Below are 14600 nucleotides of genomic sequence, written 5' to 3'. Positions count from 1 at the left end.
AATAACAAAAGAGGCCATGGGTTGACGGTTCAACGTGCGTTGAAACTTATTGGCAAAAAGCCATGAGCGATAGCGTACAAAGCCTTGTTTAAAGGGCTGCGGGGTGTCGTTGATACACCCGGGAATCGGCAATGCAGCACCCGCCACCTCCTTCGCTAACGCGAAGATTGTTCTTGCCTTCGGGCCCTTTCTGCCCTTCACCGTTTTACGTTTCCACCCCTTAGCGCGGAGGACGGAGTGTGCCTCGCCGTTCGCACTAACAAGAGGGTGAAACATTATTAACCAGGGGAATTACAATGATGTCGACCAAACTCAACTTCCTGACGCTGGCGGTCTCGCTGGGCGTGGCCCAGGTGGCCATGGCGGCTACCGTGACGGATCAAGACGACTCCAAGGGTTTCGTCGAGGACAGCAGCCTCAGCCTGCATCTGAAGAACCAGTACTTCGACCGTGACGTGAAAAACGGTCCGGCGGACAAGAAGGACTGGACCCAGGGTATCTTCGGCAACTACAGCTCCGGCTTCACCCAGGGCACCGTCGGTTTCGGCGTGGATGCCTTCGGTTACTGGGGGATCAAGCTTGATGGCGGTGCAGGCACGGCCAATACCGGCAACCTGCCAGTGGGCCGCAACGGTGAGCCCGAGGACGATTACGCCAAGGCCGGCGGCGCTGTGAAAATGCGCATTTCCAAGACCGAGTTGCTCTACGGCGATATGCAGCCCACCGCGCCGGTCTTCGCCGCCGGCGGTACCCGCCTGATTCCGGAAACCGCCACTGGCTTCGATTTGCTGAGCAGCGAGATCAAGGACCTGGACCTGGAAGCAGGTCACTTCACCAGTGGTACCGGCGTGGTCTCGACCAGCAACGATCATTCGTTGTATGCCACTTACGCCAACGTGACCGCCAGCGCCGTCAACTACCTCGGCGGCAAGTACAAGGTCAACGACAACCTGAACTTCACCCTCTACGGTTCCGAGTTCGAAGACGTCTGGCGTCAGTACTACACCAACGCCAACTACACCCTGGGAATCTCTCCAGGCCAGTCGCTGAACTTTGACTTCAACCTGTACAAGACCAATGACGAAGGCGCGGCCAAGGCTGGCCCGATCAACAACACCGCGTTCTCCTTCGCCACGGCCTACACCTTCCTGACCGCGCATACCGTGACCCTGGCGTTCCAGAAGATCCACGGTGACACGCCATTCGACTATGTCGGCTTCGGCACCAACGGCCCTGGCGATGGCGGCGACTCGATCCTGCTGGCCAACTCCGTGCAGTACTCGGACTTCAACGGTCCGGGCGAGAAGTCCTGGCAGGCGCGTTACGACCTGAACATGCTGAGCTACGGGGTGCCGGGCTTGAGCTTCATGACCCGCTATATCTACGGTGACGACATCGACGGCACCAAGATGGCCGCGGACAGCGCGTACAACCAACTGCACTACGGTGCCAACGGTGCGCACCATGAGACCGACGTCGAAGCCAAGTATGTGGTGCAAAGCGGTCCGGTGAAGAATCTGTCGCTGCGTCTGCGCCAGTCGTTCCACCGTGCCAATGCCGATCAGCCTGAAGGCGACAACAATGAGCTGCGCCTGATCGCCGATTACCCTATCTCGATCTTCTGATCACAGGGTGGGAAGAGGAGGGCCCAGGCTCTTCTCTTCCGCTGGTTACAACGGGCTGGCATCCGCCTCTGCCCGCGCCGCTTCGACGCGGTTTCTTCCCGAACGTTTCGCCTGGTACAACGCGGCATCCGCCAAGCCATAGGCACTGTCGAAATTGGTGCCCACGGGGCTGGCGCTGACCCCGAAACTGGCGGTGATCTGCCGGTTTACCGGTTGCCCGAAGACATGCGAGGCAATGCTGTCACGCAGGCTCTCGGCCAGATCGAGGCCTTCCTCCAGGGTGCCGGCGGGAATCAGTACGGTAAACTCCTCTCCGCCCACGCGACCAATAAACCCCGCATTACCCACGGCTCGGCGCAAGCAGCCGACGATGCCTTGAATCACCGCGTCGCCCGCCGGATGGCCGAACTCGTCGTTGATCTGCTTGAAGTGGTCAATGTCCAGCACCACCATCGCCGCCCCGGTTTTCTGCAGGGCCTGTACCGTCAGGTCAATAATGGCACCACGGTTCAGCACATCGGTCAGCGCATCGTGGGTGGCACGGTATTCGAGTTGACGGGCGAGGGTCTGCAGCTGGGAATTGAGCGTGTTCATTTCTCGCTCGGCGCGGTCGCTGCGCCGTATCAGGCGGCGCGTTTCACGCATGAGCCGTTCGAAGTGGGCGGTCAGGTCGCCCAGTGCCTGCTGGTATATCGGCGCGTCAGCCTCAGTCAGGGCCAGAATGGAACGGGCGTGTTCAAGGGCGTCGGTTTCGCTTCTGAACAGGTCGGGTTCCGCATCATCCTGTGTGCCGATGGAAGTGACTGAAGCGCTCATGCTCATCATCCTTCTCGGTGGGTTATGGGAGAGTCGTTGCGTGGTCGTTGAAGATGATGGCGGTAAAGTCAGCCTTCAATTCCTCACCGAACTCGAAAATGGTTTCATCTTCTTCGTCGTGGTACCAGTTCACCTGCATCTCGTTGCCCACCTGGGCCGCCTTGTCCAGGGCATCAAAGATACTGAACAGCATCTTGGTGCTGGAACTGTTGAAATAGGCCAGCGCGATATGGGTGGTGATGGTCGTGTCCTCGCGGGAGGCGAGGTAGGCACGCAGTTGCTGGAGTACGGGGGCATAGAAGGCGGCGGCATTCTCCGGGTAGGATTCGCCCTTGATTGTCAGCAGATTCTGATCGAAACGAAAGTCAACCTCCGGTGAGGTGGGGGTTGCTTCAATGTAAAAATTGTCCATGGCGATTGCGTCACTCTACTTAGATAGTGGCTTTAAGGCAGAACAGCGTGGTTCCCGGCTCGTCCGCTCTTGGGTAGAAATCAAATTCCAACGGTGCGCTGGCGTCGCGCGCCATTGTCAGGAAGCCCAGGCCAGCCCCCTTGCTGTCCACCGGGGTTTCCGCCCGCAAGCTGACCTTGTAGGCCTGCTTGATCTCCTCGAGCGACATGTTGCGCAGGGGCTCCAGCTTTTCACGCAAGCGGTCGACGTCGCTGGTGGCGATCGGATTGGCACAGAGCATCAGGTGGCGGTCACCTTCGGCGCTGATGCACACCGCTCCCTGGCGCAGCGACGTCTCTTCGGTCGGCGGGGTGGGCAGCGAGTCGGAAGAGTAGTGAATGATGTTTTGCGACAGCTCGACGAAGGACGAAAACAGTTTGCGTCGTGTCGGCCCGTTCACACCTGATATTTCCAGCTGCAAGCGAACCACCTCGGCCATCGCGGTGATGATGGTGTGCGAGAAATAACCCATGTGATAGAAAATCACATTGCGCTGCTGGGCCAGGTCGAAGAAGTGGCTGTCGGGGTGTACGGTATTCGAATTAATCATGATCGTTTCCAAGACGCGCGCAAAAGAGGGTGAGATCGTCACGCCGAGCTTGCTCTCCCTGCCAATTGGCCAGCGTGCGTTGCAACGCTTCGCAGATGACGGTCGCCGGCTGATTGCGGTGTTCCAATATCGTGTCGAAGGCCTTGCTCTTGCCGAAAGCGATGTTGCGCGGGCCGCCAATCTGGTCGGTCAAGCCGTCGGTGGTAATGAACACCAGGGTCGCCGGTACGATCTCCACGCGGTTCACCGGCCATTGGTAGTTGATGTCGCTGTCCACGTAGCCGACGCCCACGCGCTGACCCGCCAGGGTCTCCACTTGCTGGGCAGCGGGTGGCAACAGGTTGAGCGACATGCGCGCGCCGGCAAAACTCAGGGTCTGGCTCGTGGTTTCGAACCAGAAGAAAGCCGCATCCAGGCCGTCATCGGACTCGGGTGTTTCATTGACGCCCTGGACCTGGCCCAGCAACTCCTTGACGCTTTTATTCACGGCCGAGAGTAGCGCTCCGGGATCACGGGGGCCCAGATGGGCCAGCGCCTGGGTCAGCGAGGACGAGGCGATCAGGGTCATGAAGGCGCCAGGCACACCGTGTCCGGTGCAGTCGGCAATCGCTCCGAACCAGCCATCGGGGTAGGCGCAGAAATGATAGAAGTCGCCGCCGACCACATCCCGTGGTTCCCACAACAGGACGGCATCGTCCAGGGTCGACTTCAGGGTGTCCCGCGAGGCGCGCAGCATGGCGCGCTGGATAACGCTGGCGTACTCGATGCTCTGCATGATCTGGCGGTTTTTCTCGGCCTGCATGGCCGCGACCACTTCCATCAACTGCAGGCCACTGCCCAATCCGGCGAATTGACCGTGGCGGGTGATGATAAAACCGTCGGCCAGGGTCTTTTCGCCAAATTCCACGGTCTTGAACGTCAGCTCTTCAATGCTCATCCCGGCATCGACGATCAACGGTTCCTTGTCCATGAAGGCAATGCAGCTTTTCTTGTCGTACAGCTCGCGGTGAAACGGCTTGCTCATCATCGACAGGAAGATATTGCGGTTGATCAGGCCGATGGGGCGTTCGCCTTCCAGCACCGCCAGGCAGACGATTTCCTTGTGCGCGTTGAAGGTTTCCATCACCAGGGCATTGGTGCTGCCGGAATCGATCACGGGCACTTCAATGCACAAGTCACCGGCGCAGCGGTGATCTCTAGGCCGCTGTGGACGCATAAAGGGGAAGTTTTCCGCGCGCATGCTGGGGTCGCCGGGCAAGGTGAAGGCACAATGCTATCCGTGCAATATGAAACTTATATGACGGTCTCTCGCCGGGTCCATGTATCACAGTGTGTAGAAACCTGCGGCGGATACATCCGGCGACCTTCTGCCCGGTTCCGCGACACAGAAGGGATACACGCTCGCGATTAACTTTGCTGGTCGAACAACGCAGCCCACGACGCTGCAGGTTCGCGCCATCCATTGTTGATCGGGAGATGTCCATGAAGCGCCCCTACGCGGCCCTTGCCGCCACCCTTGCATTCTCGCTGACGGTCCTCGCCAGCACTGCCCATGCCGCCGATGAGAGCCCCAAGGAGAAATGCTACGGCGTGTCCAAGGCCGGCCAGAACGATTGTGCCGCCGGCAAGGGCACCTCTTGTGCCGGCACCGCCGAAGCTGACTACCAGGGCAATGCCTGGGTACTGGTGGACAAGGGCACCTGCACCCAGATCAAGACGCCCAAGGGTGTCGGCTCCCTGACGGAACAACCATGAGCGGCGGCAACAGCGCCGCGAGCGCCGGCCTGATGCGCCTGTTGCCAGAGCCGCTGTTGCTGCTGGTGGCGCGGCTGGGGATCGCCTCGGTGTTCTTCCTGTCGGGACGCACCAAGGTGCAGGGTCTGCTGACGATCAAGCCGTCGACCTACGTGCTGTTCCGTTCGGAGTACGTGTTGCCGTTGATTCCGTCCGACCTGGCGGCGCACCTGGCGACCTATGCCGAGCACCTGTTTCCGATCCTGCTGGTGCTGGGCCTGCTGACACGACCGGCCGCAGCCGCCTTGCTGGGCATGACCCTGGTCATCGAGATCTTCGTTTATCCCGATGCCTGGCCGACGCACCTGAGTTGGGCCGGCCTGCTGTTGCCGCTGATCGCTCATGGCGGCGGTCGCTGGTCGCTCGATGCGCTGTTGCAGCGCCAATACCGCTAACGCACCACCCATCAATCACCATCACATCAGGCCCTGGCGGCCTGTGGGGAAACATCATGCGCAAGCTTCCAACCCTGGCCCTCGCCGCACTGGCCCTGGCGACACCGATGTGGGCCAGCGCCGCCGATGCGACGCCGGCCACAGGGGCGAAAAACATCGTTATCGTCCACGGCTCCTTTGTCGACGGATCGGGCTGGCGGGTGGTTCACGACATCCTGATCCACAAGGGCTACAACGTCACCGTCGTGCATCAGCCGGCCACCAACATGGACGAAGACATCGCCGCCACCCGCCTGGTCCTCGACCAGCAGGCCGGTCCGGTGGTTCTGGTCGGTCACAGCTCCGGCGGCGCGGTCATCGGCATGGCCGGCGAGCGCGACAAGGTCAAGGCGCTGGTGTATGTCGCCGCACTGCAACCGGAAGTGGGCGAAAGCCTGACCCAGTTGCTGGAATCCATGCCAGCACCCAGCAACGACATCCATGCCACTCGTGATGGCCACCTGTTCGTCGACCGGGCCAAGTTCGGCGAAGACTTCGCCGCCGACCAGACCCGCAATCGCACCGACTTCCTCGCGGCCTCGCAAGTGCCGGCGGCGACCACGACCTTCGGGGCGCGGACCTGGGCCGCGGCCTGGCACCACAAACCGAGCTACGGGATCGTCGCCACCGACGACAAGGCCCTCAACCCGGATCTGCAGCGCTGGATGTACAAGCGCGCCGGCTCCGTGGTCACCGAGATCAAGGGCAGCCACACGCTGTATATCTCGCAGCCCGAAGCGGTGGCGAAGGTCATCGAGCAGGCCGCGCTGAACGTCAAGTAACACCCACCCGCATTTGCATCATGACTGCTGTCCCCCTGACTGAACCTGGAGAAATATCATGGCTAGCACCGCATCCCGTTTGAGCATTGCCACCGCCGCCGCGCTGATCGCACTGGCGTCCGCCTCCTTTGCCGTATCGGCCAGCGCCGCCGAGAAAGAGCAGCCGGGCCGCTGCTACGGCGTCAACAGCTGCAAGGGCGAAAGCCTTTGCGCCACCGCCAAGAGTGACTGCAAGGGGCTGAACAGCTGCAAGGGCCAGGGCGTTCTGGTCAAGACCCCAAGTGAGTGCCTCAAGGCTGGCGGCACCCTGACCGAGTCGAAGTAAGGGTAGGGCACCGCCTGCTCCTAGAGGTCAGGCGGTGCCCTCAAGACAGTATTCCTCTCTCAAGCCGAGTGCATGCGATGTCCACTTCCACTTTCTCGGGCTACGGCCTGGGCCTGCGCAAGGAGCATTATCGGGACTTCCTCGAGACCCGGGTCCCGGTCGATTTCGTCGAGGTGATCTCCGAGAACTTCATGGTCGACGGTGGCCAGCCGCGCCATATCCTGCGCCAGATTCGCGAGCGTTATCCGGTCGCGCTGCACGGCGTTTCAATGTCCATCGGCTCGGCGGACGGGCTCGACACTGCTTACCTGCGGCGTTTGAAGGCCCTGGTCGACGAGATCGAGCCGCTGTTCGTTTCCGACCACCTGAGCTGGTCGCGCATTGATCATTTCAATTCCCATGATCTGCTCCCCGTGCCCTATACCGACGAGGCCCTGGATCAGGTCTGCGAGAATATTTCCCGAGCCCAGGATGTGCTCGGCCGTACGATGCTCTTCGAAAACCCCTCCAGTTACCTGGCCTTCGACGGCGCCTCGATGACCGAATGGGAGTTTATCGCCGCCATGTCCAGGCGTACCGGCTGCGAGCTGTTGCTCGACGTCAACAACCTCTTTGTCAGTGCGAGCAATCACCGTTTCGACGCCCTGGCATTTCTCGAGGGTCTACCCCATGAGCGGGTTCGACAGATTCACCTGGCCGGTCACAGCCAGGGCCGGGAGTTGCTGATCGACACCCATGACAGTCCGATCTGTGCCGAGGTCTGGGCCTTGTACACCGTGGCGATGAACCGCTTCGGCCCGCTGGCGACGATGATCGAACGCGACGACCGGATCCCGCCCCTGGCCGATCTGCTCAAGGAACTGGAGACCGCGCGGATTCTCGGTGCCCTTGATGGGCGGGCCTGCTCGCGGAGTGGCACATGAACCTGGCGCAATGGCAGCGGGAACTGCGCAACTGGCTGGTCAGCGCTTCACCGGAGGCGGCCGCCCATCTGGGCGGCACGGCGAGGGCCGGGCTGTCCGTTTACCAGAACAACTATCGCGGGCAATTGGTGGGGTGTCTTGAAGAAGCCTTTCCCCAGGTCCGTGCATGGATCGGTGAAGAGGCCTTTTTCGCCGCCGCGGTCAGCCATATCGACCAATGTCCGCCCCGGGCCTGGACCCTGGATGCCTACCCACAGGGGTTTGGTGCGAGCCTGGCAAGGCGCTTTCCCGACAATCCCGAGGTGCACGAACTGGCCTGGATCGAGTGGGCGCTCGACGACTCGTTTGTGGCCGCCGATGCCGAGCCCCTGCCCATGGCAGCACTGGCAAGTGTCGATTGGGAGGCCGCCTGCCTGAGACTGACGCCGTCCCTCAGGAGCCATCTCCTGAACAGCAACGCCGAGTCGATCTGGTCGGCCTTAAGCGAAGGGTTGCCGCCCCCCGCGGCTGGACGCTTGGCCGAGACGGCGGGCCTGCTGGTCTGGCGTCGGCAGTTGATAGTGCGGCTGCGACCGGTCGATGGGCTGGAGTACCAGGCGCTGTTGCACCTGGGGGAGGATGGTCGGTTCGCCGGTCTCTGTGAATGGCTGGTTGAACGCCTCGGCGAAACCGCCGGGATTGCCAAGGCCGGAGCGCTGCTTGCCAGTTGGCTGGCGGGTGAACTGATCGTCGGCGTTGACTGATCTTGCTTGGCTACACTCGAAAACCGGGTGCGTGTGTGATTGACCATATCCTATGGGGGGGGATAGTATAAGGATACGTTAATCCTGGAACCGACGTCATGAGTGAGTCCTTGCACGTGCACCAGACACACGAAGCGATCATCAAGCGCCTCAAGCGGGCCGAAGGGCATCTGCGCAGCATCATCGGCATGATCGAAACGGGGCGGCCCTGCGTGGACGTGGCCCAACAACTCCATGCAGTGGAAAAAGCGGTGTGCCAGGCCAAGCGCACGCTGATCCAGGACCATATCGACCATTGTCTCGAGGACACCGTCGGTGCGATGACCGCCGCCGAGCGGGCGCCGCTGGAAGCGTTCAAGCAGATCACCAAGTACCTGTAGACGGCCCCGGCACGTAGGAGTCTCGTCATGTTGGATACCCTGAAGAACACCACCTATCGGCATCTGTTCCTGGCCCAGATCATCGCACTGGTGGGGACCGGGTTGGCCACGGTTGCCCTCGGCCTGCTGGCCTACGACCTGGCCGGCGCGCAGGCCGGGGCCGTGCTGGGCACCGCCCTGGCGATCAAGATGAGCGCCTATATCGGCGTCGCCCCCGTGGCTGCGGCGTTCGCCGAGCGCCTGCCGCGACGGGCGATGCTGGTGAGCCTGGATCTGGTTCGCGCCCTGGTGGCGCTGTCCTTGCCCTTTGTCAGCGAAATCTGGCAGATCTATGTACTGATCTTCGTGCTGCAATCGGCCTCGGCGGCTTTTACCCCGACTTTCCAGGCGACCATTCCCGATATTCTTCCCGACGAGGCGCAATACACCCGTGCGCTGTCGCTGGCGCGGTTGGCGTACGATCTGGAAAGCCTGGTCAGCCCGATGCTCGCCGCCGTGCTGCTGGGGGTGATCAGCTTCCATGGTTTGTTCGGCGGCACCGCGCTGGGTTTTTTCGCCTCGGCCCTGCTGGTCGGCTCGGTCGTGCTGCCCAAGGCCAGGAAAGGCCCGCGGCGCAGCATTTATGAGCGCACCACCCGTGGCGTGCGATTGTTCCTGGCGACGCCGCGCCTGCGTGGGTTGTTGGCCTTGAACCTGGCGGTCGCCGCCGCCAGTGCCATGGTGATCGTCAATACCGTGGTGTTGGTGCAGGCGCATTTTTCCCTGCCGCAGCGTTTTACCGCCTTCGCCTTGGCGGCCTTTGGTGCGGGGTCGATGCTGACCGCGCTGGCCTTGCCTCGGCTATTGAACCAGGTGGCGGACCGCACGGTGATGCTGTTGGGGGCCGGGGTGCTGGTGATCGGCCTGGGCTTGGGCACAACCCTGGTTTCCTACAGTGCGCTGTTGCCGTTGTGGTTCCTGCTCGGGATCGGCTATTCCCTGGCGCAGACCCCCGGTGGCCGGTTATTGCGCCGTTCGTCCCACGCCGAGGATCGTCCGGCCTTGTTCGCGGCGCAGTTTGCGTTGTCCCATGCCTGCTGGTTGATCACCTATCCGCTCGCCGGCTGGTTGGGCGCGCAGGCCGGCCTGGCAACCTCGTTCGCGGTGCTGGGCATGCTCGCCGCCGTGGCGGTCATGGTCTGCCTGCTGATCTGGCGTCCGGCCCACGAGCAGGTGTCGCTCAGGCATAGCCATGCCGACCTGCCGACGGATCACCCGCACCTGCACGGTATCGGCGGCAAGACCCACGAGCACGCCTATATTATTGACGACCAGCATCGTCGCTGGCCGGTGTGACACTGGCCGGGCCTCCGGGCAACGAGTGCCCGGAGGTTGTCGCGGGTTACTCCAGCAGTTGTTCGAGGCTCGGGTCGCGGATCACTTTCTGTAGCGGCTGTGGCGCCGCATTGCCCGGCGTCATCATCTTCAGTTTCAGCTTCATATCGGCGCCTTTTCCACAGGCGTTCGGGCCGTGCGCGTAGATGCCGCTCATGTCACATTTCCAAAGATAGAAGTTCACCAGCCCACCCGACATCTGCAGGCTGTAATCCGTGCTCTTGCTGCCCGGGGTGAACGGGTGGCCGGCCGGGATGTTCTGGAACCACTTCATCCAGTCAGGCGAACCCACTGGCGGAGGGTTTTTCTGGAACAGCGGGTTCATGATCGCCACCTGCGGCGCTTCGGCGGTCATGTGACAGCTCTCGCAGGAGCTGTTGGGGTTGTCCACTGGTCCTACGAGACGACCGTTCCAGCCCAGGTGGGTCGGCGGCAACTCCTTGGTGTTGGCATTGATGGCGCTTTGTTGCAGTGCCGGGTTGATCTTGGTGACTGTCGGTTGCGGGTTGGTGTACTCATTGCTGGTGATTTTTGGGTCGTTGCCCCACATGATCCCCACCGGTACCAGGTTGTCCCAACCGGCTTTGCCGGTCTTGGCGCCGTTGTACTGGAAGGTGCCGAAGATCCAGCCGGTGTCGCTCATGCGGGTATCACGCACGGCGATGTCCATCTGGATCAGCGCGACGTCCTTCACCTGGCGGTTGGCGGACTTGAAGGTCTCGGTGACATAGGCTTTCCACAAGACCGGGTTGACCAGGAACGGCACGCTCTTGAGATCGATGTCGGCAAACAGCGCCTTGCACACCACGGTGCCGTTGGGGAAGCTGTTGGGCTGCGAGGTGTAGCTCGGGTCGGGATTGTTCGGATCTTTCCAGACCTGGCCGATGGTATAGGCGCCGATGTCGTTGTAGATGCCCACCGCGTAGGTCTGGCCGGTGGCGACTTGCTCAGGCGCCAGTTGTTTGGTCTGGATCTGCGCTTCCTTGGTCAGGCCATGAATGCCTTCACGCCCCAGCGGACCGTAGTGCTGCCACGGCATGTGATACCACTGCCGGACCTTGTTGTTCTGCACGTACCAATCGGCCTCGACGTTGCCTTCCAGGCAATAGTTTTTCGCCTCGTTCATGTAGGTGCGCCAGGTTTCGAAATTGTTGTCCGGCTTGGCCGGCAGTTTCTTGAAGAAGGCCGGTGGCGTGCCTTTGGGTTGCAGGGTGGGATAACTCTGGCTGAGCAGGAAGGTGGGGCCTTTATAGGTGTCTGGTGGGGCGTAGCCATAGTCGGGGTAGGTTCCGGCCTGGGCGGTGACGCTGAACAAGGCGGCCGTCATGGCCAATGCTGCGAGCTTTGCTTGGGGCTGGTTCATCGATGATCTCCTTGAGGGGGAAAACGCCTGGCAGAGTTCGAGCAGATGCCCGTCAATGCAGGTCTTCCTTTATTTTTTAGGTCCGGGTTTGGGTTCGATAACCGGGACCGGCTTCACGGGTGAACGGGGTATTGGCTGGTGCACCTCCTCGGTCGCGCCGGACGAACGAACGCGTTCAATCCGCCGGTGTGCCCGGAATGATGGATAAAGAGAGGAAACGGATTGTTCACAGGAGGTGCGAGGGATGTTGTCTTTCGACTCCTGTCGATCGTATGCCGTTCTTCCTTGTTATCAGGTTTAGGCGACTTTCAGAAAAGTGCCATCCTTTTCACATCAATTTCCAGGGGCGGGCGAATGTGTGAGCCAGCGGTCGCTTTGGCCGGTGTCTCGGCTGTTCGGGAAGGGCTTGACTTCTCTTTTTATATCAGTAACATACACGCCATTCCGCAATAGCTCAGTTGGTAGAGCAAGTGACTGTTAATCACTGGGTCCCTGGTTCGAGTCCAGGTTGTGGAGCCAGATAGAAGAAAAAGCCTGCAGCGATGCGGGCTTTTTTTTGCCTGTAAGAAAGGGGTCCTGGGGCAGGCCCGGGAGTGTCAGGCTCCCGGGCCGAGGGATCACCTCAGCGGCGATCCGACCACACCGTCTGGGCATTGCAGAACTCGCGTACCCCGAAGTGCGACAGTTCGCGGCCAAAACCGCTTTTCTTCACGCCGCCGAAGCTGACCCGTGGGTCGCTGGCGCTATAGCCGTTGATGAACACGCCGCCGGTTTCCAGCTCGTCGGCGAACTGGCGGGCCAGTTCCAGATCGGCGGTGTAGACGGTTGCCGTGAGCCCGAACTCGCTGTCATTGGCCAGCGCCAGTGCATGCTCGGCATCCCGCGCGGTGATGATGGAGGCCACCGGGCCGAACAGTTCCTGTTTGAACGAGGTCATCTGGTCGGTGACATCGGCCAAGACCGTGGGCGCGTAGAAGTTGCCCGGTCCTTCGGCTTTGCCGCCACCGAGCAGTAATGTCGCGCCCTGCGCCAGGGTGTCCTGGACCTGTTGATCCAGTTCGTCACGCAGATCGAAGCGAGCCATGGGACCGATATAGGTGTCGCTGGCCAGCGGGTCGCCGATAACCAGGCGGCGGGTGGCTTCGACGAACTTTTCAGTGAAGGCCTGGACGACGCCTTGTTCGATAATCAGGCGCTTGGCGGCTGCGCAGACTTGCCCGGTGTTCTGGTAGCGGCCGATCACGGCGGCCTTGACCGCTTCGTCGAGGTCGGCGTCATTGAGCACGATAAACGGGTCCGAGCCGCCCAGTTCCAGCACGCACTTCTTCAAGGCCGCACCGGCCTGCGCACCGATGGCCATGCCGGCGCGCACGCTGCCGGTGAGGGTGACCGCCGCGATGCGCGGGTCGGCAATGGCCCGGGAGACGCCGTCGGGCGTGACATTGATGACTTCGAAGACGCCCTCGGGAAAGCCGGCGCGCTTGAAGGCATCCAACAGCAGGTAGGCGCTGCCCATGACGTTGGGCGCATGCTTGAGCACAAAGGTGTTACCGGCCAGCAGCGTCGGTACGGCGCCGCGCAGCACTTGCCAGATGGGAAAGTTCCACGGCATCACGGCGAGGATCGACCCCAGCGGGCGATATTCTATGCGCGCCTTGCCGCCTTCCACCTGGGTCGCTTCGGCACTGAGCATGGCCGGGCCGTTTTCGGCGTACCACACACAGAGCTGGGCACATTTTTCAATTTCGCCGCGGGCCTGGGCGATAGGCTTGCCCATCTCCAGGGTGATCATCTCGGCCATTTTTGTGGCGTTGTCACGCAGCGCCCGGGCCAGGGCGATCAGTGCCTGGGAGCGTTGTTCCACTGGCGTACGCCGCCAGAGCGAGAACCCGGCTGCGGCCCGGGACAGGGCGGCATCCAGGGCCGACTCGGATTCGAAAGGGTAGTGGCCGATCTGCTCGCCGTTGGCGGGGTTGATCGACAGGGCATGGGTGAGGCTGGAGATCGAAGACATGACACCGTCCTGCTGGGTGGGTATGGCCTCAGATTACGGTGGTGTTGGTGTTCTGAAAACTGAATAATGGTGAGCATATCGTTCACGATTGGAGAATGACTTGGATCTGGTCCAGTTGGAGATTTTCAAAGCCGTTGCCGAGCACGGCAGTATCAGCGCGGCCGCCCAGCACATCCATCGGGTGCCGTCGAACCTGACCACGCGGATCAAGCAGTTGGAGCAGGATCTGGGGGTGGATCTGTTTATCCGCGAGAAGAGTCGCCTGCGGCTGTCACCGGCGGGTTGGAGTTTTCTCGACTATGCCCGGCGCATTCTCGACCTGGTTGGCGAAGCGCGGGCCACCGTGGCCGGTGAGGAACCGCAAGGCGCCTTTGCCCTGGGCTCGCTGGAGAGCACGGCGGCGGTGCGTATTCCGCAACTGCTGGCGGCCTATAACCAGCGCTATGCCAAGGTTGACCTGGACCTGTCCACCGGCCCGTCCGGGACCATGATCGATGGCGTGCTGTCCGGTCGCCTGGCGGCGGCGTTTGTCGACGGACCGGTGCTGCACCCGGCGTTGGAAGGGGTGCCGGCCTTTGAAGAGGAGATGGTGCTGATCGCGCCGTTGCAGCATGCGCCCGTCCAGCGTGCGCAAGAGGTCAACGGCGAGAGCATCTATGCCTTTCGTGCCAACTGTTCCTACCGGCACCATTTTGAAAGCTGGTTTACCAGGGATAACGCGGTACCCGGCAAGATCCACGAGATGGAGTCCTATCACGGCATGCTCGCCTGCGTGAGCGCCGGGGCCGGCCTGGCGTTGATGCCCCGCAGCATGCTGGAAAGCATGCCGGGCTGCAGCACCGTGAGTGTCTGGCCGTTGATCGAGTCCATGCGTTATTTGCGAACCTGGCTGGTGTGGCGCCGGGGCACGGTGTCGCAAAGCTTGAGCATGTTCGTGCGTCTGCTCGAGGAGCAGGGTGTGGTTTGCGAAAAGCCCTGAGACGCCTGTGGCATCGACCCGACGTCGTGTGCGCGTGGGGCCGGAGT

Annotated in this window: 16 protein-coding genes and 1 tRNA gene; 11 read left to right on the top strand and 6 right to left on the bottom strand. The window is 61.7% G+C overall.

Going from position 1 to position 14600, the window contains the following annotated elements; translation table 11 throughout:
- The first annotated feature begins 296 nt into the window (after window positions 1-296).
- Window positions 297-1625: an OprD family porin gene (locus HX866_RS13995; RefSeq protein WP_177092337.1), complete on the top strand. Its 1329-nt coding sequence runs from the start codon at window positions 297-299 to the stop codon at window positions 1623-1625.
- A 45-nt stretch (window positions 1626-1670) separates the two neighbouring features.
- On the opposite strand, the gene HX866_RS13990 is transcribed toward HX866_RS13995, so the two are convergent.
- The 4 genes from HX866_RS13990 to HX866_RS13975 are packed head-to-tail and all read right to left on the bottom strand — an operon-like array spanning window position 1671 to window position 4658.
- The gene (locus HX866_RS13990) at window positions 1671-2441 is read right to left on the bottom strand and encodes a GGDEF domain-containing protein (RefSeq protein WP_177092336.1); all 771 of its coding nucleotides are present in this window, start codon (window positions 2439-2441) and stop codon (window positions 1671-1673) included.
- Between the two features lie 22 nt (window positions 2442-2463).
- Window positions 2464-2853 carry a DUF1987 domain-containing protein gene (locus HX866_RS13985; RefSeq protein ID WP_177092335.1) on the bottom strand — a complete coding sequence of 130 codons (390 nt, stop codon included), beginning with the start codon at window positions 2851-2853 and terminating at the stop codon, window positions 2464-2466.
- Between the two features lie 19 nt (window positions 2854-2872).
- A complete protein-coding gene (locus HX866_RS13980; protein ID WP_177093329.1) occupies window positions 2873-3442 on the bottom strand; it encodes a SiaB family protein kinase in 570 nt (189 codons plus the stop codon).
- Window positions 3435-4658: a SpoIIE family protein phosphatase gene (locus HX866_RS13975; protein WP_218179117.1), complete on the bottom strand. Its 1224-nt coding sequence runs from the start codon at window positions 4656-4658 to the stop codon at window positions 3435-3437. The genes HX866_RS13980 and HX866_RS13975 overlap by 8 nt, the downstream gene beginning before the upstream one ends.
- Before the next feature lie 266 nt (window positions 4659-4924).
- Between HX866_RS13975 and HX866_RS13970 the strand changes: the two genes are divergently transcribed.
- From HX866_RS13970 to HX866_RS13935, 8 genes are all read left to right on the top strand, one after another.
- A complete protein-coding gene (locus tag HX866_RS13970; protein ID WP_177092333.1) occupies window positions 4925-5197 on the top strand; it encodes a BufA1 family periplasmic bufferin-type metallophore in 273 nt (90 codons plus the stop codon).
- Complete coding sequence (locus tag HX866_RS13965; RefSeq protein WP_177092332.1) at window positions 5194-5631, top strand: DoxX family protein; 438 nt, start codon at window positions 5194-5196, stop codon at window positions 5629-5631. The genes HX866_RS13970 and HX866_RS13965 overlap by 4 nt, the downstream gene beginning before the upstream one ends.
- A gap of 56 nt (window positions 5632-5687) precedes the next feature.
- A complete protein-coding gene (locus HX866_RS13960; protein WP_177140006.1) occupies window positions 5688-6452 on the top strand; it encodes an alpha/beta fold hydrolase in 765 nt (254 codons plus the stop codon).
- A gap of 58 nt (window positions 6453-6510) precedes the next feature.
- Window positions 6511-6777 carry a BufA2 family periplasmic bufferin-type metallophore gene (bufA2, locus tag HX866_RS13955; protein WP_177092330.1) on the top strand — a complete coding sequence of 89 codons (267 nt, stop codon included), beginning with the start codon at window positions 6511-6513 and terminating at the stop codon, window positions 6775-6777.
- A 77-nt stretch (window positions 6778-6854) separates the two neighbouring features.
- Window positions 6855-7700 (top strand): MNIO family bufferin maturase, encoded by an 846-nt coding sequence (bufB, locus tag HX866_RS13950; RefSeq protein WP_177100401.1) that lies wholly within the window; start codon window positions 6855-6857, stop codon window positions 7698-7700.
- Window positions 7697-8443 (top strand): HvfC/BufC N-terminal domain-containing protein, encoded by a 747-nt coding sequence (locus HX866_RS13945; protein WP_177140005.1) that lies wholly within the window; start codon window positions 7697-7699, stop codon window positions 8441-8443. Before bufB ends, HX866_RS13945 begins: the two co-directional genes overlap by 4 nt.
- A gap of 98 nt (window positions 8444-8541) precedes the next feature.
- Complete coding sequence (locus tag HX866_RS13940; protein ID WP_103498967.1) at window positions 8542-8823, top strand: metal-sensing transcriptional repressor; 282 nt, start codon at window positions 8542-8544, stop codon at window positions 8821-8823.
- A 27-nt stretch (window positions 8824-8850) separates the two neighbouring features.
- The gene (locus HX866_RS13935) at window positions 8851-10158 is read left to right on the top strand and encodes an MFS transporter (RefSeq protein WP_177100405.1); all 1308 of its coding nucleotides are present in this window, start codon (window positions 8851-8853) and stop codon (window positions 10156-10158) included.
- Between the two features lie 46 nt (window positions 10159-10204).
- Here HX866_RS13935 and HX866_RS13930 read toward each other — a convergent pair whose 3' ends face one another.
- The gene (locus HX866_RS13930) at window positions 10205-11560 is read right to left on the bottom strand and encodes a hypothetical protein (protein WP_177092326.1); all 1356 of its coding nucleotides are present in this window, start codon (window positions 11558-11560) and stop codon (window positions 10205-10207) included.
- Window positions 11561-12003: 443 nt separating this feature from the next.
- Here HX866_RS13930 and HX866_RS13925 point away from each other — a divergent pair.
- A tRNA-Asn gene (locus HX866_RS13925) sits at window positions 12004-12079 on the top strand.
- A 103-nt stretch (window positions 12080-12182) separates the two neighbouring features.
- Here HX866_RS13925 and HX866_RS13920 read toward each other — a convergent pair.
- The gene (locus tag HX866_RS13920) at window positions 12183-13574 is read right to left on the bottom strand and encodes an aldehyde dehydrogenase family protein (RefSeq protein ID WP_177140004.1); all 1392 of its coding nucleotides are present in this window, start codon (window positions 13572-13574) and stop codon (window positions 12183-12185) included.
- 100 nt (window positions 13575-13674) lie between these two features.
- Between HX866_RS13920 and ptrR the strand changes: the two genes are divergently transcribed.
- Window positions 13675-14553: a putrescine utilization regulator PtrR gene (gene ptrR, locus HX866_RS13915; RefSeq protein WP_177140003.1), complete on the top strand. Its 879-nt coding sequence runs from the start codon at window positions 13675-13677 to the stop codon at window positions 14551-14553.
- Window positions 14554-14600 lie beyond the last annotated feature (47 nt).

Source organism: Pseudomonas gingeri, assembly GCF_013386165.1.
GTDB classification, from domain to species: Bacteria; Pseudomonadota; Gammaproteobacteria; order Pseudomonadales; family Pseudomonadaceae; genus Aquipseudomonas; species Aquipseudomonas gingeri_C.
This window is presented reverse-complemented; position numbering and strand designations above follow the sequence as displayed.

Bases quoted from the DNA above. Each gene is read 5' to 3' on its own strand.
- HX866_RS13995 (WP_177092337.1), top strand. From the start codon at position 297: ATGATGTCGACCAAACTCAACTTCCTGACGCTGGCGGTCTCGCTGGGC.
- HX866_RS13990 (WP_177092336.1), bottom strand. From the start codon at position 2,441: ATGAGCGCTTCAGTCACTTCCATCGGCACACAGGATGATGCGGAACCC.
- HX866_RS13985 (WP_177092335.1), bottom strand. From the start codon at position 2,853: ATGGACAATTTTTACATTGAAGCAACCCCCACCTCACCGGAGGTTGAC.
- HX866_RS13980 (WP_177093329.1), bottom strand. From the start codon at position 3,442: ATGATTAATTCGAATACCGTACACCCCGACAGCCACTTCTTCGACCTG.
- HX866_RS13975 (WP_218179117.1), bottom strand. From the start codon at position 4,658: ATGCGTCCACAGCGGCCTAGAGATCACCGCTGCGCCGGTGACTTGTGC.
- HX866_RS13970 (WP_177092333.1), top strand. From the start codon at position 4,925: ATGAAGCGCCCCTACGCGGCCCTTGCCGCCACCCTTGCATTCTCGCTG.
- HX866_RS13965 (WP_177092332.1), top strand. From the start codon at position 5,194: ATGAGCGGCGGCAACAGCGCCGCGAGCGCCGGCCTGATGCGCCTGTTG.
- HX866_RS13960 (WP_177140006.1), top strand. From the start codon at position 5,688: ATGCGCAAGCTTCCAACCCTGGCCCTCGCCGCACTGGCCCTGGCGACA.
- bufA2 (WP_177092330.1), top strand. From the start codon at position 6,511: ATGGCTAGCACCGCATCCCGTTTGAGCATTGCCACCGCCGCCGCGCTG.
- bufB (WP_177100401.1), top strand. From the start codon at position 6,855: ATGTCCACTTCCACTTTCTCGGGCTACGGCCTGGGCCTGCGCAAGGAG.
- HX866_RS13945 (WP_177140005.1), top strand. From the start codon at position 7,697: ATGAACCTGGCGCAATGGCAGCGGGAACTGCGCAACTGGCTGGTCAGC.
- HX866_RS13940 (WP_103498967.1), top strand. From the start codon at position 8,542: ATGAGTGAGTCCTTGCACGTGCACCAGACACACGAAGCGATCATCAAG.
- HX866_RS13935 (WP_177100405.1), top strand. From the start codon at position 8,851: ATGTTGGATACCCTGAAGAACACCACCTATCGGCATCTGTTCCTGGCC.
- HX866_RS13930 (WP_177092326.1), bottom strand. From the start codon at position 11,560: ATGAACCAGCCCCAAGCAAAGCTCGCAGCATTGGCCATGACGGCCGCC.
- HX866_RS13920 (WP_177140004.1), bottom strand. From the start codon at position 13,574: ATGTCTTCGATCTCCAGCCTCACCCATGCCCTGTCGATCAACCCCGCC.